Origin of the sequence: Streptomyces sp. JJ36 (assembly GCF_021696945.1) — a bacterium.
Lineage (GTDB): Bacteria > Actinomycetota > Actinomycetes > Streptomycetales > Streptomycetaceae > Streptomyces.
Map to the genome: position 1 here is coordinate 1 of NZ_JACYHE010000012.1, position 22,019 is coordinate 22,019.

20 protein-coding genes are annotated in these 22,019 nt (G+C 74.3%); 10 read left to right on the forward strand and 10 right to left on the reverse strand.

Features of this window, described 5'->3' with window-relative positions:
* Both HOY81_RS07120 and HOY81_RS07125 read right to left on the reverse strand, forming a co-directional pair.
* Positions 1-751, reverse strand: a 751-nt coding sequence (locus tag HOY81_RS07120) for an aminotransferase class I/II-fold pyridoxal phosphate-dependent enzyme (RefSeq protein WP_237319357.1), incomplete at its 3' end; no start/stop codon positions are given.
* Between the two features lie 252 nt (positions 752-1,003).
* Positions 1,004-1,765 (reverse strand): GAF and ANTAR domain-containing protein, encoded by a 762-nt coding sequence (locus tag HOY81_RS07125; protein ID WP_237319359.1) that lies wholly within the window; start codon positions 1,763-1,765, stop codon positions 1,004-1,006.
* A gap of 102 nt (positions 1,766-1,867) precedes the next feature.
* On the opposite strand from HOY81_RS07125, the gene HOY81_RS07130 reads away from it, so the two are divergent.
* On the forward strand, positions 1,868-3,034 hold the full coding sequence (locus HOY81_RS07130) for a PAS domain-containing protein (RefSeq protein ID WP_237319361.1): 1,167 nt from the start codon (positions 1,868-1,870) through the stop codon (positions 3,032-3,034).
* On the opposite strand, the gene HOY81_RS07135 is transcribed toward HOY81_RS07130, so the two are convergent.
* Positions 3,017-3,922: a SigB/SigF/SigG family RNA polymerase sigma factor gene (locus tag HOY81_RS07135; RefSeq protein WP_237319363.1), complete on the reverse strand. Its 906-nt coding sequence runs from the start codon at positions 3,920-3,922 to the stop codon at positions 3,017-3,019. The two genes, HOY81_RS07130 and HOY81_RS07135, sit on opposite strands and share 18 nt — an antisense overlap.
* A gap of 360 nt (positions 3,923-4,282) precedes the next feature.
* Positions 4,283-5,227 carry a multicopper oxidase domain-containing protein gene (locus HOY81_RS07140; protein WP_237319364.1) on the reverse strand — a complete coding sequence of 315 codons (945 nt, stop codon included), beginning with the start codon at positions 5,225-5,227 and terminating at the stop codon, positions 4,283-4,285.
* Positions 5,228-5,415: 188 nt separating this feature from the next.
* Between HOY81_RS07140 and HOY81_RS07145 the strand changes: the two genes are divergently transcribed.
* The 5 genes from HOY81_RS07145 (at position 5,416) to HOY81_RS07165 (ending at position 11,351) form a co-directional block, all read left to right on the forward strand.
* The gene (locus HOY81_RS07145) at positions 5,416-7,854 is read left to right on the forward strand and encodes a ThuA domain-containing protein (protein WP_237319365.1); all 2,439 of its coding nucleotides are present in this window, start codon (positions 5,416-5,418) and stop codon (positions 7,852-7,854) included.
* Between the two features lie 93 nt (positions 7,855-7,947).
* The gene (locus HOY81_RS07150; RefSeq protein ID WP_237319366.1) at positions 7,948-9,918 is read left to right on the forward strand and encodes a family 16 glycoside hydrolase; all 1,971 of its coding nucleotides are present in this window, start codon (positions 7,948-7,950) and stop codon (positions 9,916-9,918) included.
* 158 nt (positions 9,919-10,076) lie between these two features.
* Positions 10,077-10,472, forward strand: a complete 396-nt coding sequence (locus HOY81_RS07155) for a DUF2795 domain-containing protein (RefSeq protein ID WP_237319455.1) — start codon at positions 10,077-10,079, stop codon at positions 10,470-10,472.
* 76 nt (positions 10,473-10,548) lie between these two features.
* Complete coding sequence (locus tag HOY81_RS07160; protein ID WP_237319367.1) at positions 10,549-10,962, forward strand: CBS domain-containing protein; 414 nt, start codon at positions 10,549-10,551, stop codon at positions 10,960-10,962.
* A 32-nt stretch (positions 10,963-10,994) separates the two neighbouring features.
* Complete coding sequence (locus tag HOY81_RS07165; protein ID WP_237319368.1) at positions 10,995-11,351, forward strand: VOC family protein; 357 nt, start codon at positions 10,995-10,997, stop codon at positions 11,349-11,351.
* 84 nt (positions 11,352-11,435) lie between these two features.
* Here the strand turns inward: HOY81_RS07165 and HOY81_RS07170 are convergent, their stop codons facing one another.
* Together HOY81_RS07170 and HOY81_RS07175 are read right to left on the reverse strand one after the other, a co-directional pair.
* Positions 11,436-12,356, reverse strand: a complete 921-nt coding sequence (locus tag HOY81_RS07170; protein ID WP_237319369.1) for an NADP-dependent oxidoreductase — start codon at positions 12,354-12,356, stop codon at positions 11,436-11,438.
* 275 nt (positions 12,357-12,631) lie between these two features.
* The gene (locus HOY81_RS07175; protein WP_237319370.1) at positions 12,632-13,456 is read right to left on the reverse strand and encodes a PaaX family transcriptional regulator C-terminal domain-containing protein; all 825 of its coding nucleotides are present in this window, start codon (positions 13,454-13,456) and stop codon (positions 12,632-12,634) included.
* Positions 13,457-13,667: 211 nt separating this feature from the next.
* Here HOY81_RS07175 and HOY81_RS07180 point away from each other — a divergent pair, with 211 nt between their 5' ends.
* The 4 genes from HOY81_RS07180 to HOY81_RS07195 all read left to right on the forward strand — a co-directional run bounded on the left by HOY81_RS07180 (position 13,668) and on the right by HOY81_RS07195 (position 17,444).
* Positions 13,668-14,468 (forward strand): DUF427 domain-containing protein, encoded by an 801-nt coding sequence (locus HOY81_RS07180; RefSeq protein ID WP_237319371.1) that lies wholly within the window; start codon positions 13,668-13,670, stop codon positions 14,466-14,468.
* 216 nt (positions 14,469-14,684) lie between these two features.
* Positions 14,685-14,942 carry a DUF397 domain-containing protein gene (locus tag HOY81_RS07185; RefSeq protein WP_237319373.1) on the forward strand — a complete coding sequence of 86 codons (258 nt, stop codon included), beginning with the start codon at positions 14,685-14,687 and terminating at the stop codon, positions 14,940-14,942.
* Between the two features lie 73 nt (positions 14,943-15,015).
* Positions 15,016-16,695: an acyl-CoA dehydrogenase family protein gene (locus tag HOY81_RS07190; RefSeq protein ID WP_237319374.1), complete on the forward strand. Its 1,680-nt coding sequence runs from the start codon at positions 15,016-15,018 to the stop codon at positions 16,693-16,695.
* A complete protein-coding gene (locus tag HOY81_RS07195; protein ID WP_237319375.1) occupies positions 16,692-17,444 on the forward strand; it encodes a crotonase/enoyl-CoA hydratase family protein in 753 nt (250 codons plus the stop codon). Before HOY81_RS07190 ends, HOY81_RS07195 begins: the two co-directional genes overlap by 4 nt.
* A gap of 205 nt (positions 17,445-17,649) precedes the next feature.
* Here the strand turns inward: HOY81_RS07195 and HOY81_RS07200 are convergent, their stop codons facing one another.
* From HOY81_RS07200 to HOY81_RS07215, 4 genes are read right to left on the reverse strand one after another with little or no spacing between them, the layout of a single operon-like run.
* Positions 17,650-18,639 carry a zinc-dependent alcohol dehydrogenase family protein gene (locus tag HOY81_RS07200; protein WP_237319376.1) on the reverse strand — a complete coding sequence of 330 codons (990 nt, stop codon included), beginning with the start codon at positions 18,637-18,639 and terminating at the stop codon, positions 17,650-17,652.
* Positions 18,636-19,529 carry a carbohydrate ABC transporter permease gene (locus HOY81_RS07205; RefSeq protein WP_237319377.1) on the reverse strand — a complete coding sequence of 298 codons (894 nt, stop codon included), beginning with the start codon at positions 19,527-19,529 and terminating at the stop codon, positions 18,636-18,638. The genes HOY81_RS07200 and HOY81_RS07205 overlap by 4 nt, the downstream gene beginning before the upstream one ends.
* A complete protein-coding gene (locus tag HOY81_RS07210) occupies positions 19,526-20,497 on the reverse strand; it encodes a carbohydrate ABC transporter permease (RefSeq protein WP_237319378.1) in 972 nt (323 codons plus the stop codon). The genes HOY81_RS07205 and HOY81_RS07210 overlap by 4 nt, the downstream gene beginning before the upstream one ends.
* Complete coding sequence (locus tag HOY81_RS07215; protein WP_237319456.1) at positions 20,494-21,852, reverse strand: sugar ABC transporter substrate-binding protein; 1,359 nt, start codon at positions 21,850-21,852, stop codon at positions 20,494-20,496. Before HOY81_RS07215 ends, HOY81_RS07210 begins: the two co-directional genes overlap by 4 nt.
* Positions 21,853-22,019 lie beyond the last annotated feature (167 nt).

Consider the following 22,019-nt stretch of genomic DNA (forward strand, 5'->3'; position numbering starts at 1 on the left):
CCGCCGCGGCGTCCGGGGCGGGCAGCCCGGCGCGCAGACCGGCCAGCGCCCGGCGCACCGCCGTACCGAGGGTGCGGCCCCGGGCCGTGGCGGGCAGCCGGGCGAGGCCCACCGGGGGCCCGCCGGGCAGCAGCGTCACACCGAGGTCGGTGAGGACGACGACGGAGTCGGCGTGCCCGTCGGCGAGCATCTCCGCCGGGCTGACCACCACGGTGTCGTGCGGGTCGTGCGCGGTGTCCCGCCAGGTCTCGTCGCTCACGACCAGCAGTCCCTCGTCCGTCGCGGCCTCGCAGACCTCGTGCAGCAGCTCCGGGGGCGGTGCCGTGCCGGTCGGGTCGTCGGCGACGGAGAGCAGCAGCACGCCGGGCGTGTCACCGCCGGACCGGGCGCGCCGGACGGCCTCCAGCAGGGCGACGGGATCGGGCACCCCGCCGCACTCGGCGGGTACCGCCACGGGGTGCAGCGGGCGGCCGAGGAGCCGCGCCTGGGGCGGGTACCAGGCGGCGCAGGGCCGGGGCAGCAGCACGCCGGAGCCCGGGCCGCCGGTGGCGGCGAGCAGGGCGAGCAGCAGCAGCGGTGCTCCGGGGGCCGCAACGATCTGCCCGGGCCGGGTGTGCAGGCCCCGCCGGTGCCAGTAGCCGGCCGCGGCGGCGGGCAGGGCGGTCGCGCCACGCGCCTCGGGCGCCGGGCTCCGGGCGCGTGGCGGCCCGCCGCCACCCGCGGCGCCCCCGCTGGTCGCGCCCGCAGCCATGCCCGCCACCTCCCTGGCGTCCGCCGTGCGCACCGGGTCCCCCGGCACGGCGGTCGGCACTCCCCGCGCCGGCGATCCGCGTTCCGCCGCACGCGACGGGTCTGCCGACCCGCCGGGACGTCCCGTGCGGCCTGACGGCCCGGGACGCCCGCGGCCTGACGGCCCGGGCCCGCCGCTCCACCGGGCCGCCGGCCCGGGCCCGCGGAGATGCCGGCCCGGGCTCCACCGTCCCGCCCGGCCCGGGCTCAGGGCTCAGGAAGACCGCCCGAGGGTGCGGATCTGCTCCTCCAGCCCCCGGCCCCGGCTCCGTACCAGCCCCTCGGCCAGCGTGTGCAGCTTCCGGTTGGACCGCTGCGACATGCGGCGCAGCAGCGCGAACGCCTCCGCGGCGTCACAGCCGAGGACGTGCATGACGATGCCGCACGCCTGGTCGATGACCGGGCGGGACTGGAGCGCGGTGTCGAGCTGCTCGGCCTCGGCGAGGGCGTCCCGGTAGCGCCGGTCCCGGACCAGGACGGCGACGGCGAGGTCCGCGAGCACCGCCGTGCTGCCGTGCACCACGTCCGGCAGCCGGTAGGGCCGGAAGAAGCAGACCGTGACGGTCACCGCCAGGCTGCCGTAGTGGTGCGGCACGGTGGCCGTCGCCCGTACGCCCGCATCCAGGGCGGCGGCGCGGTAGCCGGGCCAGCGCTCGTCGTGCAGCAGGTCGGCGGAGCCGGCGGGCCGGTCGGTCGCCAGGGCGTCGAGCACCGGGCCCTCGCCCTCGTCGCGCTGGACGGTCAGCAGGGCCGCGAGGTCCGGGTGGGTCACAGCCATGGCCGCGTCGGGGCCCGCGAGCCCGGCGACGGGTTCGGTGGGGTCGGAGGCGGTCGCGGCGGCCGCGCCGCACACCGGGGTGCAGCAGACGGCCTGCTCGGCCAGGCGGGCGAGGCTGCGGCCGGCTGAGGCGCCGACCGGCCCCTCGGGGCTCTCGGGGGACGGGTCCGGGGCGGGGGGCGGGGTGCGGGAACTCACAGGGCACGGCTGCCCGGCATCCGGTGCGGAAAACCGCCGCGAACGGCGCGAACCGCCCGTGCGGGCGCCCGGGCGGGCCGCCGACCGGCTACGTTGGGCTCCATGAGCGGGCTGGAGGACTTCGGGGCGGAGCTGGCGGACTTCCGTCGCCGGGTGGAGGAGCTGCGGGCGGCGCGGGCGCTCCCCGAGCCGGAGCGGCTGCCCGCGCTGGACGCGGCGCTCTTCGAGCTCCAGCACGCGGTGGACGTGCTCTGGCCGCGCTACGAGCAGCTCGCCGCCGGCCGGCGCGGCGGCACCGGGGAGGACGGGAACGAGCTCCAGTTGCTGCGCGCGCTCTTCCAGCGGCTGCCGGTGGCGGTGGCGCTGCTCGACCGGGACGCGGTGGTGCGCAGGCTCAACGTGGCGGCGACGGAGCTCTTCGGCCTCCGCTTGGGCTATGCCACCGGACGGTCGCTCACCGGGTCGCTGGCGCACGAGGCCCGGGCGCCCTTCCGCAGCCAGGTCGCGGCGGTGGCCCGTGGTGAGGGGGCACGCAGCATGCGGGTGCGGCTGCTGCGCCCGCCGGTCCCGGAGGACCGGACCAGCGGCGAGCTGCGGGTGACGCTGTCCGCGCTGCGGCCGCCGCGGGAGCCGGGCACCGGGGCACTGGCGCTCTTCCAGCGGGTGACCGGGAGCGCCGCCGCGTCGGCGGCCGAGCCGGAGCCTACGGACCCGCGGCCGGACCTGCGGGGGCTGACCCGGCACACCGTGCTGCTGGATCTGCTCGACGACCTGGCGGCCGCGTTGCTGGCGGCGCCGGCCGCGCACGACGTGGTGGCCGCCCGCGCGGCCGGTGTGCTCCAGGAGCGGTTCGCGGACTGGGTGGCGGTGGACCTGACGGGGGCCGGCGGGAAGCTCCGCCGGGCGGCGCTGCTGGCGCCGGAGGGCGCGGAACGGGAGCTCATGGCCACCCAGGACCCGGCCGACTGCCCGGTCGTGGTCTCCACCGTGCGGGACGGGACGCACACCCTGCGCTCCCGCCCGGACGACCCGGAGGTGCTGGGCCACGACGAGACGGGGGCCCCGCTGGTGGTACGGGCCGAGGTGACCTCGCTGCTGTGTGTGCCACTGACCGCGGCGGATCCCGCAGATGCCGGGGAGGCGGAGCCCCCGCTCGGGGCGCTCACCCTGCTGCGTACGGGCGGGAGCCGGCCGTTCGAGCTGGCAGAGGCGGCGGTGGCGGACCGGATGGCCCGCCACCTGGCCCTGGCGCTAGGCCGCTGCGGCTGACCGTCGGGTGGGCGCTGCGGAGGCGTGCGCTGCGGGAGCGGTGCGCGCCGGCTCCGCGGAGTCGGTGTGCGGCTGTGCCGTGGTGCTCCGCCGCTCGGCGTCGACCTGCTCGTGGATGCGGTCGCAGGTCCGGCTGATCAGCCGGGAGACGTGCATCTGCGATATGCCGAGCTGCTGGGCGATGCGGCTCTGTGTCATGTCCTGGAAGAACCGCAGGTAGAGAATGCGCCGTTCGCGCTCCGGGAGCCGCCGGAGGGCGGGCTTGACCGCCTCCCGGTAGAGCACCTGGTCGAAGCCGGGCTCCGGCCCGCCCAGGGTGTCGACGAGGGCGTACCCGTCGTGGGCGCCGGGCAGCTCGGCGTCGAGCGAGAGGGTGCTGTAGCTCTCCAGGGCCTCCAGGCCCACCAGCACGTCCTCCTCGGTGAGTCCGCTGTGCTCGGCGAGCTGGGCGACCGTGGGACTGCGCCCGTCGAGGTTGACGCTCAGCTCGCGGGTGCTGTTCCGGACCCGGTTGCGGAGCTCCTGCACCCGCCGCGGGACGTGGAGGTCCCACATGTGGTCGCGGAAGTGCCGCTTGAGCTCGCCGACGATGGTCGGGACGGCGAAGCTCTCGAAGGCGCTGCCGCGGGCGGGGTCGTAGCGGGAGACCGCCTTGAAGAGCCCGAGAGCTGCCACCTGCTGCAGATCCTCGAGCGCCTCGCCGCGGTTGCGGAACCGTCCCGCAAGCCGGTGCGCCATCGGGATCCACTCGCGGACCACCTCCTGCCGGAGCTGGTCCTTCTCCGGTCCGTCGGGCATCCGGGCGAGCCGCTGAAAGGCCTCCGTGGTGTCGGGGGCGTCGTCATGAGGGTGGCGTGTGCGCTCGGCACGGGTAGTGGTAGCGGTCATGGCTTCGAGCTCTCCCTGCTGCACGGTGGTCATCTGTTCGACGGATCACCGCGGGAACAGGCACAGGCGGGGCGCGTGGGCCGCTCCCGCGGAAGTGCCTTCAGGTCCGAAGCACATTCTTTCGCGTGCCCGTGTGAGGAGTACCCAAACGGGGGATTCGGTACGGATCCGGAAGCATCGGCGCCACCGGTGACACACCGGCACCGGCCCCCCACATGGGGCAACCCGGCGCCCACGCTCCGCCCGCCGCCGCGCACCCTCCGCAGCTCCGGGGCGCCACCGTCCGCCCCCTCCACGGCAGCCGCGCACACACCGGCGCGGCCGCCGCCCCGGGGGAGCCGACGCCCGTCGCGGCCGTCGTCAGTGTCCGCCTCCTCCCCCGGGCAGCTCGCCGTTCTCGTCCGTGACCTTGAAGAGCCCGGCCATGCCCATGTCCGCGTGGCTCTGGACATGGCAGTGGTACATCCATCTCCCCGGCCCGACGTGTTCGCCGGCGACCACCTGGAAGCCGAAGGAGTCCCCCGGACCGCAGGTCTTGTTGTCGATGAGCGGGGTGGCGTCGTCCGGCCCGGCGGGCATGCCGGTCCGGTTGTCGACCCAGCGGTGCCCGTGCAGGTGGAACGTGTGGAAGAACTCGCCGTGCGTGATCATGACAATCTCACAGCGGTCGCCGATCCGCGCGGTGAAGTCCGGGGCCTCGTCCCCCGGCCGACCGGTCCGGTTGTTGATCGTCATGTCGTTGAAGACGATCGTGAACTGCCGGTCCGGCAGGACGTCCCCCCGCCGCCGTACGACCAGGCCGCCGTAGAGACCGTTGCGGATGCCGCCGGTGCCGTGCGAGGTGCCGACGGCGTGGTCGTGGTAGTGCCAGTAGCCTGCGCTGCCGGCCATGAGGGTGCCGTCCCTGCGCTTGCCGGGCGCGTGCGCCTTCCAGGTGTGGAGCCGGGTGCGCCCCGGCGGGACGACACTGCCGGTGAGGGCCGTGCCGTCACTGTCGATCGCGTAGTCGACCCCGTGCACATGCAGACTGGCGGCCACGTCCAGCATGTTGACCACCTCGATGTGCAGGGTCTCCCCCTCGTACATCTCCAGCAGCGGCCCCGGCACGGTCGCCTTGCCGGGCTCCAGCCCGTACCCCATCCGCCCGTCCGGCAGCGCCTCCATGTACAGGGTGAGCAACCGCGGCTCGGCGGCCGGTGCCCCCGGGGCGGGGCCCGCCGCGGCCTGCGACGTCAGCGCGGGGGTGAAGGCGGCAGCGGCGGCACCGGTGGTGAATGCCCGTCGGGAGAAGCGTGCTGGCGACATGGGGATGTCCTTCCTCGGCGCTCGGTCCTCGTGCACGGGACTGACGGCGCCTCATGCTAGGAACACCGGCCGAGTTTGCCCACCCTCTGGACAAAGTCCGGTTTTCTCCGGTCATAGCCATTGGCGAGTCGGCGAAAGTCGTTTAGCTTCCTGGGGCGTTGCTGTCACCTACGAGAGGTGTACGAAGAATGCGACGCCGCACACCCGCCCTGGCCCTCGTCGCCGCGCTCACCGCCTCCCTGCTCACCGGGACGGCCGCGGCGGCCGGGGACGCCGGGAACCACACCGCCGCGGGACCGCCGGCGGCCGGCGACCCCATGCCGGGCGGCGCCGACGCCCGGGTCCTGGTCTTCCACTCCCCCGACGCGCCCGCCGAGGTCACCGAGGCCGGCGTCCGGGCGGTCCGGCGGATCGGCAGGAACGGCCCCGAGCAGGAACGCTTCCGCACCCGCGTCAGCGACAACCCCCGGGTCTTCACCGCCGACCGCCTCCGCCGCTTCAACGCCGTGGTCTTCCTCTCCGCTGCGGGCGACCTGCTCGACGACGCCCAGGAGTCGGCGTTCCGGGAGTACATCCGCTCCGGCGGCGGCTTCGTCGGCGTGCACGACGCGGCCCGCGCCGAGCCGGAGTCCTCCTGGTTCACCGGGCTGCTCGGCGCCCGCCCCGCCACGGGTGGCCCCACCGCTCCCCAGCGGGCGGTGGTCGAGGTGGGCGACCGGGTGCACCCGGCCACCCGGGGCGTCCCGGTGGAGTGGGCCCGCAACGACGTCTGGTTCAACTGGCAGCAGAACCCGAGCGGTTCGGTGCACACGGTGGCCCGGGTGCGGGAGCGCTCGTACGACCCGGGCGAGGGCGCGCACGGCTGGGACCACCCCGTCTCCTGGTGCCGCGACTACGACGGCGGGCGTTCCTTCTACACCGGTATGGGCGGGACCGTGACCGGCTACGACGGGGCGAACTTCCGCAAGCACCTGCGCGGCGCGGTGCTCTGGGCGGCCCGGCTGGCCCGGGCCGGCTGCCAGGCGACCATCACCGGAAACTACGAGGCCACCCGGCTGACCGCGCCCAACCAGCCGGACGAACTGGACCAGATCGGCGAACCGCACGGCCTGGACATCGCCGGCGACGGGCGGGTGTTCTCCATCGGGCGCGGCGGCGGGATGCCCGGCTCCCCGGTCGTCACCGACTGGGACGACCCGCGGATCGGGCTCGGCGAGGGCACCCTGCACGTGTGGGACCCGGACACCGGGGAGGTCACCCGCGCCGGGACGCTGGAGGTCTTCGGCGACAAGGGCGGCGGCGGCGAACTGGTGAAGAACGAGGAGGGCCTGCTCGGTATCGCCCTCGACCCGGACTTCCTGCGCAACGGCTGGATCTACCTGCACTGGACCCCGCACGCGGAGATCGACCGCACCACGCACATGGCGGAGCGCCGTGTCTCCCGCTTCACCCTGGACCTGCGCACCAGCACCCTGGACCTCTCCTCCGAGCGGACCCTGCTGTCCTGGCCGGTGCAGATCCACAGTTGCTGCCACGCCGGCGGCGGCATGGACTTCGACTCCGAGGGCAACCTCTACATCGCCACCGGCGACAACAACTCCTCGCGGTTCAGCGACGGTTACTCCGGCAACAACCCGCAGCCCGACTTCGGCGGCGTCTCCTTCGCCGACGCCCGCCGCACCGCCGGCAACACCAACAACCTCAACGGCAAGATCCTGCGCATCCACCCCGAGGACGACGGCGGCTACACGATCCCCGAGGGCAACCTCTTCACCGGCGAGGAGGGCGGCGGCGGCAAGACCCGCCCGGAGATCTACGTGATGGGGGTACGGAACCCCGCCCGGATCTTCGTGGACGAGGAGACCGACATCCTCTACGCCGGCTGGGTCGGCCCCGACGCCCCCGAGCCCAGCCCCACCTGGGGCCCCGCCAAGTACGACACCTTCGCCGCCATCACCTCCGCCGGCAACCAGGGCTGGCCGTACTGCATGGGGGACAAGCAGCCCTACCGGGACCGGAACCTCCCCGACCCGTCGCAGCCGCTGGACTGGTACGACTGCGACAACCTGAAGAACGAGTCCCCCCACAACGACGGCCTGGTGAACATCCCGCCGGCCCGCGCCAACAACATCTGGTACGCACCGCAGGGCGGCGCCCCGGTCTTCCCGCGGGACGAGACCGGCGTCCCCAGCTACCGCCTCGCGGACCAGCAACTGCGCCTGCCCTGGCTGAAGGGCGGCGGCCAGGCCGCCATGACCGGGCCGGTCTACCGCTACGACGAGCAGAGCAACAGCGGGACCAAGTGGCCGGAGTACTGGGACGGCAAGTGGTTCGTGGGGGACTTCTACGACGGCGACCAGCCGCGGCACGCCCTGGTGATGGACCCCGGCACGGTGGGCCGCGGCGGGCTGCCGGTGCACGCCGAGAGCCTGGACGCCATCGTGCCGGACGGCCAGGGCGGCATCCGCAACCTGATGGACTGGAAGTTCGGGCCGGACGGCGCGCTCTACGTGCAGGACTACGGTCGTGGCTTCTTCACCGCGCACGAGGACTCCGCGCTCTGGCGCGTGACCTACCGGGGTGGCCCGCCGACCCCGCTGCCCGGGGACTTCCTGGGAGACCGCTGACGCACCCGCACCCCGTGCCGCCCACCGGCACGGCCGACCGCAGGCGCCCGGAGAGAAGACGACGGAGAAGCCCGCCTGAGAAGAGGGAACGCGATGCACCCACCACCCAGCGCCCGCCCCGGGCTCCCGGCGCACCTCCCCCGGCGGCTGCCGGCCGCCCTGGTCGCCCTGCTGCTGGCGGCGCTCACCCTGACCGCGTTGCCGTCCGCCCGGGCCCAGCAGCCCGCCGGCGCCGCCCGGGGCTCCGGCAGCGACGGGAACGCGGCCGCCCAGGTGCTGACCTGGACCGCCGGGGACGGCATCACCGAGTACACCTCGGCTCCCACCACGGCGGTCGCCGGAGCCGCGACCCTGGTCTTCGAGAACAGCGCGGACACCGGCAACACCACCGGCATGCCGCACACCCTGACCTTCACCACCTCCGACCCCGACTACAACTCCGACGTCAGCGTCAACATCCTGGCGAACCCGAACGACGCCCAGGGCGGGCGGCACGAGGTGCAGGTCACCCTCTCCCCCGGCGTCTACCACTACTACTGCTCGATCCCCGGTCACGGCTCGATGCAGGGCGAGCTGGTCGTCACCGGAGGCGGCAGCGAGGACACCACGGCGCCCGAGGTCACCGCCGACGTCTCCGGCTCGCGCAACGGCGACGGCGACTACGTCGGCAGCGCCACCGTCACCCTGACCGCCACCGACGACTCCTCGGGAGTGGACCGGGTCGACCACGCGGTGGACGACGGCGCCTGGACCGCTTACGAGGCCCCGCTGCTGCTCGACACGCCCGGCGAGCACACCGTGCGCTACCGGGCCACCGACAAGGCGGGCAACACCTCCCCGGAGCGCTCCGTCACCCTCACCGTGGTGGCGCCGCCCGCCGACGACACCACGCCACCCGAGGTGACCGCCACCGTCGAGGGCGAGCGGAACGCCGACGGCGCCTATCTGGACATGGCCACGGTGACCCTGACGGCCCGGGACGCGGAGTCCGGCGTGGCCGGGATCGAGTACGCCACCGCGGGCGGCGCCTTCACGCCGTACGAGGGGCCCGTCATGGTGCACGCCGTGGGCGAGCACACCCTGACCTACCGGGCCACGGACCACGCCGGGAACACCTCCACGGCCGGCTCGGTGACCTTCACCGTCGTCGCCCGCGACACCGAGCCCGAGCCGGAGTGCCCGGAGCGCGACGGCCGGCCGCTGGTGGTCGTCGGCGACCGGCAGACGGGCGTGCCGAACCGCACCGCACCGGACGGCTGCCGGATCAACGAACTGATCGAGGACGAGGCGGAGTGGGACGGCCGCAAGGCCTTCCGGGACCACGTCCGCGCCGTCACCGCGCGGCTGCTCGACCAGGGCGTGCTGGACCGCGAGGAGCGGCGGGCCGTGGTGCGGGCCGCCCGCCGTACGGACATCGGGGGCCCGGACCACCAGAGCTACCAGCGGATCTTCGACGGCAGTGCGGAGTCCTTCGCCCGCTGGGAGCACGTGGGTGGCGGCGCTTTCACCCTGAGCGCGGACGGCGTGCTCACCAGCAGCCGCACGACCGGCGGCCTCGGCATGCTCTGGTTCCCGGAGCGGCAGTACGGGGACTTCTCACTGCGGCTGCAGTACCGCGACGACGCGGCCGGGGACCACAACGCCAACAGCGGCGTCTTCGTCCGCTTCCCCGGTGTGCACGACCACCCGCAGGAACCGCGCCCCGAGTGGGTGGCCATCACGTACGGCCACGAGGTCCAGATCAACGACGCGCCGCTCGGCGACCAGTACAAGACGGGCTCCGTCTACGGCTTCGACCTGGTCAACCGCGGTGAGTCCGGGGTCCGCCCGAAGGGCCTGTGGAACGACTACGAGATCCGGGTGACCGGGCAGCACTACGCCGTCTACCGGAACGGGCGGCTGATCAACGAGTTCGACAACGCCCCCGGTCAGCTCTTCTCCCCGCCCCGGGCCGGCGACCCGGGCACGGACGGGCGGCAGCACGCCCGCGGGTACCTCGGGCTGCAGACCCACGGCACCGCGGACGTGGTCTCCTTCCGGGACGTCCGCATCCAGCCGCGCTGACCGCCGGCCCCGCCGGCCGCCGTGTCCGGGCACGGCGGCGGGCGGGGCCACGGGACCTGCGATGCGGTCGTGTCGGGGCCCGCCGGCCGGGTACCCGCCCGGCCACCAGGACGGGCCCGCCGTCCGCGAGCCCGCACCGCGAGGAGGTGACCGGCGACATGCAGCGCGGCAGTGATCGCCTGAACGTCCACCGGGACGACGAGATGAAGCGCGAGCTGCAGGGCCGGCTGCGTTCCGGCCACCCGACCCGGGCCGAGGAGTGGAACGACCCGGAACCGGAGGCGGACGACGACCCCCGCGTCACCACCGGCCCGGTCCCCGGCCGGCCGCTGGGCGACCCGGAGGAGACGGAGGCGGAGGCGCTCCGCTTCGACCTGGCCCGGTATCTGGGCCGCGGCACCTTCCCGGCCGGGCGCCGGACGGTGCTGTACACGCTGCGGGAGCGGAACGCCCCCGACGCCCTCGTGGACACCGCACGCGAACTGCCCGAGGGGCGCGAGTACCGCACCGTGCAGGAGGTGGTGGACGCGCTCGGCAGGCATCCGCGGTCCTGACGGGTCCGCGTAGGGCAGGGCCGGACCGGGCACGAGCACAGGAACGATCAGGCCAGGAAACAGAGAGGCGAGCGGCATGACACAGTACGTGAGAGACGTCATGACCCCGGCCGCCACAGCCGTACGCCCGGACGCCACCCTCGTCGAGGCCGCCCAGCTCATGCGCGAACAGGACATCGGGGACGTGCTGGTCACCAAGGACGGCCGGCTCCTGGGGGTGGTGACCGACCGCGACATCACGCTGCGCGCGGTCGCCGAGGCGGTCGACCCGCTGACGGTGAGCTGTCTGTCGGTGTGCACGCCGCAACCGGTGACCGTCGAGCCGGGCGACGACGTGCTGGCGGCCGCCGAGCTGATGCGGCAGCACGCCGTCCGGCGGCTTCCGGTGACCGAGGACGGGCGGCCCGTGGGGCTGGTCAGCCTCGGTGACCTCGCCCAGGAGCGGGAGCCGGGTTCGCCGCTGGCGGACATCAGCCGGGCGGGGCACTGACCGGCCGTCCCCGACCAACTACGCTGCTCGGCATGGACATTCAGGGGACTTCGCTGCGGATCTGCGTCGACGATCTGGACAGGGCCATTCCGGTCTACGAACGGCTGACCGGAGCCGAGGCGATGCGGTTCAGCAACGGCCCCGTGTCGGTGGCGGCGGTCGGGCCCTTCTTCCTGATGAGCGGCCCGGAAGGGCATCTGGAGGTACTGCGCAAGATCACGGCCACGCTGGCCGTGAAGGACGTGGACGAGGCCCTGGCGGATCTCCGGGCGGTCGGCGCGGAGATCATCGCCGGGCCGAAGAGCACACCGGCGGGGCGGAACGTCGTGGCCCGGCACCCGGACGGCAGCGTCTTCGAGTACGTGGACCGGCAGGGCCCCCCGGAGTGACCGCGGCAGGACCCGCCCGGGGCGGACGCCCCGGGCGGGCAGGGGCCGGGAGGGGCCGTACGGTCCTCCCGGGCCGGCGGTGCGTCAGACCTCCAGCACCAGCTTGCCCCGGGTGCGCCCCTCCTCGCTGAGCCGCCAGGCCTCCGCGGCCTCGGCCAGCGGGAGCGCACGGTCGATGTGCACGGTCAGCCTGCCCTCCTCCGCGAGCCGTCCCAGGGCGGCCAGGTCCGCGGCGTCGGGGCGGACGAAGAGATAGTGACCGCCGCGCTCGCGCACGCCGGGATCGACGACCGACAGCACCCGCTCCGGTCGCCTGAGCACCTCTTGGGAGACCTGCACGGCGTCGCCGCCGGCGAAGTCCAGCGCCGCGTCCACGCCGTCCGGGGCCTGCTCCCGCACCCGGGCGGCGAGACCCTCGCCATAGGTCACCGGCTCGGCGCCGAGCTCCCGGAGATAGCCGTGGTTCCGCTCCGAGGCCGTCCCCAGCACGCGCGCCCCGAGCGCCCGCGCGATCTGCACGGCCGCCGAGCCGACGCCGCCGGAGGCCGCGTGCACCAGCACCGTCTCGCCCTCGCCGACGCCCAGCCGGTGCAGCGCCTGGTAGGCGGTGAGGCCGGCCAGCGGCAGGCCGGCCGCCTGCTGCCGGCTCAGGGCGGCGGGCCGCCGGGCCAGGGTGCGCACCGGGGCCGCGACCAGCTCCGCGTAGGTGCCGTTCTGCAGCTCGTCCTTGCGGACGTACCCCATCACCTCGTCGCCGGGGGAGAACTCCGTGGCGTCCAGCCCGACGGCCTCCACGGTACCGGCCACGTCCCAGCCGGGGATCAGCGGGAAACGGGTCTCGTAGACCGCGTCCAGGCCGCCGGAGGCGACCTTCCAGTCCACCGGGTTGACCCCGGCGGCGTGCACCCGGACGAGCACCTGGTCGGGGGCGATCTTCGGGTCGGGCCGCTCGGCGAGCCGCAGCCCGTCGCGGCCGTGGTAGCCGTCTGTCACGATTGCCTTCATGTCCGGGGCAACGGACACCCGGCGGTGATCATTCCCGGTGTCCGCCGTCCGGAGCACATGCGCCGCCGCGGCCGCACCCGGGCTTCCCCCGGCGGAGCGGCGCGTTCCGTCGCCCTCGGCGCGCCGCCCGGGAGCAGCGTCTCACCGCCCGTGCACAGTGCCGCCCGGGACAGTGTGTCGCGCCCGCCCGGGGGTGGCGCCCTACCTCCCGGCGGCCTGCCGCCCCGGAGCCGGCACCCTGCCGCGGCAGAACTCTGCCGCCCGGGGGCAGTCCCCTACCGCCCGGAGCCGGCGCCCTGCCGCCTGTCGGCAGCGTGGTCCCGCAGCAGGTCCGCCAGCTCCCGTGCGAACTCCGCGTAGCAGGCGCGCAGCCGCGCGCCGGGCCAGCCGGGCGGCAGCAGCTCCGGCGGGAGCACCGGGTCGGCGAGCAGGTGCCGCAGGATCGCCGCCGCGACGGTGAACCGCTCCGCGGGCTCCCGTGCGCGGTCCAGCGCCTCCGCCAGCTCCCGGGCGCTCCGGGCCCACCCCGGCAGGTCCCACAGGCGGGTCGCCAGCTCCTCCGGGGCCTCCTCGGGCACCGCGGTGAGCACCGTGCACTGCGTGCGGACGCCGGCGGACAGCGGCCGGTCCAGGTTGGCCGGGCGCAGCCAGACCCCCTCCCGCAGCTCCGCGAGGCGCAGCCCGGTCATCGTCTGCCGCAGGGCGGCCCGCTCGGCGGCGCTCCTGCGGTCTGCGGTGACCACGGCGACCTCCCAGTCGCCGTGCCACGGCCGGGTGTGGGGCGCCCGGCTGTCGTCCTGGCGTGCCTGGCGCTCCAGCAGCCGGGCGGTGAGGGCGTACGTCCCGTCCCGTTGTTCCAGCTCACCCGCGGCGACCATGCGGGAGAGGGCGACCCGGATGGTGCCCTCGGCGACGGAGAAGAGCGCGCCGACCCGGACCAGGGCGCGCGCGGGCAGCCGCGGCGGGTGGTGTCCGAGAAGGGTGCTCAGCACGATCGAGCGCGCGGTGAGGGGCCGCAGCTCCGGCGGCGCCCCGCCGGGCGGCCGGTCCGCACGCGTGCCCTGGGCGGGCCGGCGGCCGTCAGATCGGTCCTCGTTCATCTGCGCGCATCCTAGACGAGCGGGAGGTCCGCACCGGGCTGCCGGCGGCCGTCCGCGGCCTTCCCGCCCGGTTCGCCTCCGGGTCCGCGGACCCGGAGGGCGGGTACCGTGCGGTGCCGGGGCGAACCGCCCCCGCCCGGAGCGGGGCGTGCGGGTCCGTGCCGCCGGGAACCCGGCCGGGTGCCTGCTCCCACCGGAGGTGAACGACCCGATGGCTCTCACACTGGGCGGCGGCCCTCTCGACCGCCGTGCCCCGCACCCCGCCAACTACCGCGTCGACGGGCCCGACGGCCTGCTGTTCTGGGCCCCCTTCCCCCGCCGGGTGCGGGCCCTGTTCGGCGGTGAGACGGTGCTCGACACGGAGCGGGGGATGCTGCTGCACGAGAGCGGCCTGCTCCCGCAGCTCTACGTGCCGCGCGCGGACCTGCGGGAGGACCTGCTCACCCCCACCGCCCACCGCACCCGCTGCCCCTTCAAGGGCGAGGCGCACTACGAGACCGTACGGGTGGGCGGGCACACCGCGGAGAACGCCGTGTGGAGCTACCCGGAACCGGTGCCCGGGGCGGACTGGCTGGCCGGGCACAGCGCCGTGTACGGGGACCGCATGGACGCCTGGTTCGACGAGGACGAGGAGGTCTTCGGCCACCTCCGGGACCCGTACCACCGCGTCGACGTGCGGGCGGCGAGCCGGTCCGTACGGGTCACCGTGCACGGCGTGGAGGTGGCGGCCAGCCGCCGCGCGCTGGTGCTCTCGGAGACGGGTCTGCCGAACCGCTACTACCTGCCGGAGGCGGATGTGCGCACCGAGTTGCTGGTGCCCAGCGCCACCCACACGGTGTGCCCCTACAAGGGCACCGCCTCCTACCGCGCGGTGCGGGCCGGGGACGTCACCGTGCCGGACGCGGTCTGGTACTACCCGGAGCCGCTGCCCGGTGCCCGTCGCATCGCCGGTCACCTGTGCTTTCTCGCCGAGGGCGTGCGGACCGAGGTGGACGGCACCGCGCTCGCCTGACCCCGTACGGGCCGGGCGGTGGAGCCGCCCGCGAGACGGCGGCCGGCGCCGGGACGGAACTCACCCGTCGCCAAATCCCTCTGAATGATGGGGAGATCGCCCCGCACCCGCCCGTCGCGGAGGCCGGGCGGGCCGGGGTGACGGCCGGCGGGGCCGGCCGCCCGCACCTGCTCACCACCACCGCCCCCGGCGGTGACGAACGCGAGAGGCACTACCGTGAACGACCTGTACGAGCTGAACGACCTGACCGCCGCGACCGAGCTGTACGCCGAGGACCTGACGGGGGCCGCCTGGGTCAGCTCCTGCGCGAGCCAGACCGAGATCTGCGTGGAGGTGACCGCACTGCACGGGGGCGGCTGGGCCCTCCGGGACAGCAAACGCCCGGACCTGCCGGCGCTGCGCTTCACCGACGAGGAGATCCGCGCCTTCATCCGCGACGCGCCGCGGCTCTTCGGCCGCGACGTCACCGGCTGACGGCGGGAGCGACCACCCACCGCCCGGTATTACGCCTTCTCTCCACCCGCAGAGGAGGCGTAATGTCGATCCCATGGCTACCCATGAGGTCTTCAATCAGCCACCGGAGCCGGCCGGCTTCAGCGCCCTGGACGAGCCCGCCCTGCTGGAGGCGGTGCGCCGGGACGGCGCCGGCTGGGGCGAGCCGGAGCTGCGCGAGCTCGGCGCGCTCGCCGGCTCCGCCGAGGTGCAGGAGCTGGCGCGCTGGGCCGAGGAGAGCCCGCCCCGGCTGCGCACCCACGACCGGTACGGGCACCGGGTGGACGAGGTGGAGTTCCATCCGGCCTGGCACCGGCTGATGACCACGGCCGTGGAGCACGGGCTGCACGCCGCACCCTGGGCGGAGCGGCGCCCCGGCGCGCACCTGCTGCGAGCGGCCGCGTTCTACCTGTGGTCCCAGGCGGAGGCCGGCCACGGCTGCCCGGTCTCCATGACCTACGCCGCGGTGCCCGCGCTGCGCGCGGAGCCGCCCCTGGCCGCGCTGTACGAACCGCTGCTCGCCGCCCGCCGCTACGACTACGGCCTGCGCCCGCCGCTGGGCAAGGCCGGGCTGATCGCCGGCATGTCGATGACCGAGAAGCAGGGCGGCTCGGACGTACGGAGCAACACCACCCGGGCGGTGCCGGACGGCCGCGACGAGGCGGGCGAGCGGTATCGCATCACCGGCCACAAGTGGTTCACCTCGGCGCCGATGAGCGACGTCTTCCTCACCCTGGCCCAGACCGAGGAGGGTCCGACCTGCTTCCTGCTCCCCCGGGTGCTGCCGGACGGTACCCGCAACGCACTGCGCCTCCAGCGGCTCAAGGACAAGCTGGGCAACCGCTCCAACGCCTCCGCCGAGGTCGAGTACGAGGAGGCCCTGGTCTGGCGGGTGGGCGAACCGGGCCGCGGGGTGCGCACCATCGTGGAGATGGTGAACATGACCCGCCTGGACTGCGTCCTCGGCACCGCGGCCGGGATGCGGGCCGGACTGCGGCAGGCCCTGCGCCACACCGCCTACCGCCGCGCCTTCGGCGCCCCGCTCGCGGAGCAGCCGCTGATGCGCCAGGTGCTGGCCGACCTGGCCGTCGAGTCGGAGGCCGCGACGGTGCTGGGGATGCGGCTGGCCGCCGCCCTGGACCGCTCGCTGGCCGGGGACACCGGCGAGGCGGCGCTGCGCCGGCTCGGGCTGGCGGCCGGCAAGTACTGGGTCTGCAAGCGCGGTGCCGCGCACGCCGCCGAGGCCCTCGAATGCCTGGGCGGCAACGGCTATGTCGAGGAGTCCGGCATGCCCCGGCTCTACCGCGAGGCGCCGCTGCTCTCCATCTGGGAGGGCTCGGGCAACGTGGCCGCGCTCGACGTGCTGCGGGCGCTGGCGAAGGAGCCGGAGGCGCTGGACGCGTTCTGGGCCGAGGTGGACGCCGCGGCCGGCGCCGACCGGCATCTGGACGCGTCCGTCGCCGCGCTGCGCAAGGAACTGCCCACCCTCGCCGACCCGGGCCAGGCCCAGCTCCGGGCCCGCAGCGTGGCCGAGCGGATGACGCTGGTGCTGCAGGGCTCCCTGCTGGTGCGGCACAGCAGCCCCGCCGTCGCGGACGCCTTCTGTGCCTCCCGGCTGGGCGGCGGCTGGGGCCACGCCTTCGGGACGCTTCCCCCGGAGACCGACCTGGCCGGGGTCCTGGAGCGGAGCCGGGTGCCCGCGGGCGGCGCGGGGTCCGGCGGGGCCGCCGCGTGACCGTACGGGTGGAGCGGCAGGGGCCGGTGACCACGGTGGTGCTGGACCGGCCGGAGGCCCGTAACGCGGTGGACGGCCCGACCGCCGCGGCGCTCGCCGGCGCCTTCCGGGCGTTCGAGGCGGACGCGGGGGCACGGGCCGCGGTGCTGTGGGGCGCGGGCGGGACCTTCTGCGCGGGCGCCGACCTCAAGGCGATCGGCACGGCCCGGGGCAACCGGGTGGAGCCGGACGGGGACGGCCCGATGGGGCCCACCCGGATGCGGCTGAGCAAGCCGGTGATCGCCGCGGTAGGCGGTCACGCGGTGGCGGGCGGCCTGGAACTCGCCCTCTGGTGCGACCTGCGGGTGGCCGAGGAGGACGCCGTCTTCGGGGTGTTCTGCCGCCGCTGGGGCGTACCGCTGATCGACGGCGGCACGGTACGGCTGCCGCGGCTGGTCGGTGCCGGACGGGCCATGGACCTGGTCCTCACCGGGCGTCCCGTGCCCGCGCCCGAGGCCCACGGGATGGGCCTGGCGGACCGGCTGGTGCCGCCGGGCGAGTCCCGGGCGGCCGCCGAGCGGCTGGCGGCCGAGCTCGCCGCCCTGCCGCAGGCGTGCCTGCGCAGCGACCGGGCGGCGCTGCTGGACCAGGAGGGACTCCCGGAGGAGGAGGCGCTGGCCGCGGAACTGCGGCACGGGCGGGAGGTGCTCGCGGAGGCGGTCGGCGGTGCGGCCCGGTTCGCCGCCGGGGAGGGGCGGCACGGCGCCTGAGCCCCCGGAGGCGGGGCCGGCACGTTCCTGATCCGCAACGCCCGCGTGGAGCGCGTGGGCTGATCCGGAGACACCACGGCCGGAGGCCGTGCGGTCCGCCCGGGTGCCCTCGGCCGGACGGACCACGACGGCTGTGCCGTGGGCGGCGGGCTCCCCCCGTCCTCCTTCCGGGCGGGAGCCCGGCCGCCCGGCGGGCGCCGCCGGCTCAGGGCACCACCAGGATCTTGCGGCCCTGCCCCGCGGCGAAGCGGTCCAGCGCCCCCGGGTAGCTGTCCAGCGGCATCCGGTCGCTGATGAAGACCTCCGGGTCGAGGACGCCGCCGGCGAACAGCTCGGCCGCCCGCTCGTAGCTGTGCAGCACGGCCATGGAGCCGGTGATGGTGATCTCCTGGTTGTAGATGCGGTACGGCTCGATGGTGGCCGTGGTGGCGTAGTCGGAGACGCCGAACTGCAGGAAGGTCCCGGCCTTGGCGACCCGCCCGAGGCCGTCCTGGATGGCCGCCGCGTTGCCCGTGGCGTCGATGACCAGGTCCCAGCCCTCCGGCCGGTCCAGCTCGTCGGCGCGCGCGGCCGCCCGGGTACAGCCCAGCCGGCGGGCCGTCTCCAGCCGGTCCGGATTGAGGTCGAGGACGTCCACCGCGGCCGCGCCGGTCCGCTTGGCCAGCTCCAGCATCATCAGGCCCATGGTGCCGGATCCGTAGATCAGCACATGGGCGCCGAGCCGGCTGCGCAGCACGTCGTAACCGCGCACCGCGCAGGACAGCGGTTCGATCAGCGCGGCGTCCTGGGTGCGCACGTGGTCCGGCAGGCGCACGCAGTTGGCCACCGGGGCGACGGCGTACTGTGCGGCACCCCCGGCGGTGCTGACGCCGATGGCTGCCCAGCGGTCGCAGAGGTTGTTGTGCCCGGTGCGGCAGTAGCGGCACTCGTAGCAGTAGAGGGAGGGGTCGACGGCCACCCGGTCGCCGACCGCCAGCTCGCTCACCTCGCTGCCCGTGCCGACCACCTCGCCGGCGAACTCGTGGCCCGGCACCAGCGGCAGCGACGGCGCGAACTCCCCCTGCAGGATGTGCAGGTCGGTGCCGCACAGCCCGCAGGCCGCCACCTCCACCACGACCTCGCGGGGTCCCGGCGTGGGGTCGGGCACGGTGGTCACGGAGACCTTGCCGGGGGCTTCGACGAGGGCGGCCTTCATTTCACGGCTCCTAGCGACAGGCCCTGGACCAGCTTGTCCTGGGCGGCGAACCCGGCGGCGAGCACCGGGAGGGAGATGACGAGCGACGCGGCGCACACCTTGGCCAGGAAGAGCCCCTGGCTGGTGACGAAGCCGGTCAGGAAGACGGGCGCGGTCTGGGCCTTGACCCCGGTCAGCACCAGGGCGAACAGCATCTCGTTCCAGCTGAAGATGAAGCAGATCAGCGCCGTGGCGGCCATCCCGGGCCCGGCGATCGGCGCGATCACCCGGGCGAGGATGGTGGGCAGCCGGGCGCCGTCGATCTGGGCGGCCTCGATCAGCGAACCGGGCACCTCGGCGAGGAAGGACTGCATCATCCAGACCGCGATCGGCAGGTTCATCGCGGTGTAGAGGAGGACGAGCAGCCAGATGTTGTCGAGCATCCCGGTGTTCTTGGCGAAGAGATAGACCGGAAGCAGCCCGGCGACGATCGGCAGCATCTTCGTGGAGAGGAAGAAGAAGAGCACGTCGCGCCACTTGCGCACGGGACGCAGCGAGAGCGCGTACGCCGCCGGGAGCGCCAGCAGCAGGACCAGCAGGGTGGAGACCACCGAGGCGGTGGTCGAGTTGATCAGCGGCGGCCACGGTCCGCCGGTGCCGCCGCCGAAGAAGTTCCGGTAGGCGTCCAGGGTGAGCGGGGCCGCGAAGGACGGCGGGTTGGTCGCGGCGTCGGCCTCGGAGTGGAACGAGGTGAGCACCATCCAGGCGACGGGAAGGAAGAAGACCAGCGCCACGAGCCAGGTGACCAGCCCGAGGGCGGTGCTGCGCCGCCGGGCGCGGCGTACGGGGTCGGGCGGCCCCGCGGGGCGCGCCCGTCCGGCAGCGGGTGCGCTCGGTGCGGTGGTGGTCATGCTCGGGAGACCTCCTCGCTGAAGAGGGACGAGACCACCCGCAGCGCGAAGGTGGCGATCACCAGCGAGCCGATGACGACCAGCACGCCGGCGGCGGAGGCGAGTCCGTAGTCGTGCGCCTTGTAGAAGGTCTGGTAGATCGTGTACGGCAGGTTGGCGGTGCCCAGACCGCCGCGGGTGAGGGTGTAGACGGCGTCGAAGTGCTGCACGATGTAGATCGAGCCGAGCAGCGCCCCGAGCTCCAGATAGCGGCGCAGGTGGGGCAGTGTGAGATAACGGAAGATCTGCCAGTTCCCGGCGCCGTCCAGCCGGGCCGCCTCGACCATCTCCAGCGGCCGGCTCTGCAGCCCGGCCAGCAGGATCAGCATCATGAAGGGCGTCCACTGCCAGACCAGCGAGGCCTCGACGGCGAGCAGGGGCATGTCCGAGATCCAGTCCGGCTGGACGGGGTCCTCGATGCCCACCAGGCCGCCGAGGGTGTTGAGCAGCCCGTTGAGGAGGCCGTACTCCGGGTTGTAGAGCACGTGTTTCCAGAGCAGCGCGGCCGCGATCGGCACCAGCAGGAAGGGGGCGATGAGCAGAGTGCGCACCACGCCCCGGCCGCGGAAGCGGCGGTCCAGGAGCAGCGCCAGGCCGAGCCCGAGCACCAGGCTGACCAGCACCACCGTGGCGGTGAGCACCGCGGTGGTGAGCACGGACTCGCGCAGCGAGGGATCGCTGAGCACGGACTCGTAGTTGGAGAGCCCGGTGAACTTCCGGGCGTCGGGGTAGAGGGAGTTCCAGTCGAAGAGCGAGATCACCAGCGTCGCCGCGAACGGCAACTGGGTGACCGCGATCAGGAACACCAGCGCGGGCAACAGCGGGGCTCGGGTGGCCCAGTTCCGCAGCCGCCGCCCCCGGCGTGCGGGCCGGGGCCCGGACGCCGGGGACGTGGTGGGCGGCGGAGCCGCCACGGGGGAGTCGATCATCGGTTCCGGTACTCCTCGCCGACCTTCTCGGCCAGCCGCTGCGACTTCTTCAGGGCTTCCTCGACGGACTGGCGTCCGGCGATCGCGGCACTGATCTCCTGCGAGACCTTGGTCCCGAGCGAGGTGAACTCGGGGATGCCGACGAACTGGATGCCCGGCGCGGGACGCTTCTGGACCCCGGGGTCGCGCGGGTCGGCCTGGCTGATGGCCTCCCGGGTGACCTCGGCGAAGGCGGCCGCCTCCTCGCGGTACTGCGGGTTCTCGTACGTGGACTTGCGCTTGCCGCCCGGCACGTTGGCCCAGCCGATCTCCTTGCCGACCAGTTCCTCGTACTCCTTGCTGGTGGCCCAGGAGATGAACTCCCAGGCGTCCTCCGGGTTGTCGGAGGCCTTCTGCATGGCGAACGCCCAGGTGTAGAGCCAGCCGGAGCTCTCGGTCTTGTCCACCGGGGCCGGGACATAACCGATCTTGCCCTTCACCGGGGACTTCGCCGCCTCCAGCGAGCCGGCGCCGGCGGTGGCGTCGTACCACATGGCGGACTTGCCCTGGGTCATGTTGTTCAGGCACTCGGCGTACCCGGCCTGCGCGGCGCCGGCCTCGCCGTGCTCCTGCACCAGGTCCACGTAGAACTTGGTGGCCTTGGTGAACTCCGGTGAGTCGAGCTGCGCCTGCCAGTCCGCGTCGAACCAGGTGCCGCCCATGGTGTTGACCACGGTGGTGAGCGGGGCGATGACCTCGCCCCAGCCGGGAAGTCCGCGCAGGCAGATCCCGGACATGTCCTTCTCCGCTGCGTCCACCTCGGCGGCGAGGTCGGCGACCTCGTCCCAGGTGGGCTTCTCGGGCATCTCCAGACCGTGCTTCTCGAAGACGTCCTTGCGGTACATCAGGAAGGAGGACTCGCCGTAGAAGGGCTCGGCGTAGACCTTGCCGTCCTCGGCGGTCAGCGAGAGCTGCATCGGCAGCAGGACGTCGTCCTGGTCAAAGCTCTTGTCCTCGGTGATGTACGGGTCCAGGGCGTGCAGCCAGCCGTTCTTCGCGTATATCGGCGTCTCGTAGTTGCTGATGGTGGCGACGTCGTACTGGCCGGCCTGGTTGGAGAAGTCCTGGCTGATCTTGTCCCGGACCTCGTTCTCCGGCAGCACCGTGAAGTTGACCTCGATCCCGGTCTCCTCGGTGAAGTGCTCGGCGGTGAGCTTCTGCAGGTCGGTCATCTGCGGGTTGTTCACCATCAGGACGTTGATGGCGTTCCCGTCGCCGGAACCGCTGCCGCCGGCTCCGCTGCACGCGGCGAGCAACGCTCCCGCGGTCACCGCGACGGCCAGGGCCCGCACTCTGTCTCTGCTGGGGCTGCGCATGGTCATGCTCCGGTCTCTCGTCCTGGGGGGAGGGGCTGGGTGGGCTGGGTGGGGCTTGTGCGTACACCGTCGTGTCGGGGGTGTTGCGTCCTGGTCGTGGCTGCCGTGCCCCGGCAGGGTGCCGCCGGGAGGGTGCCGGGGGCCGCACCCCGCGGTACGGCGGGTGC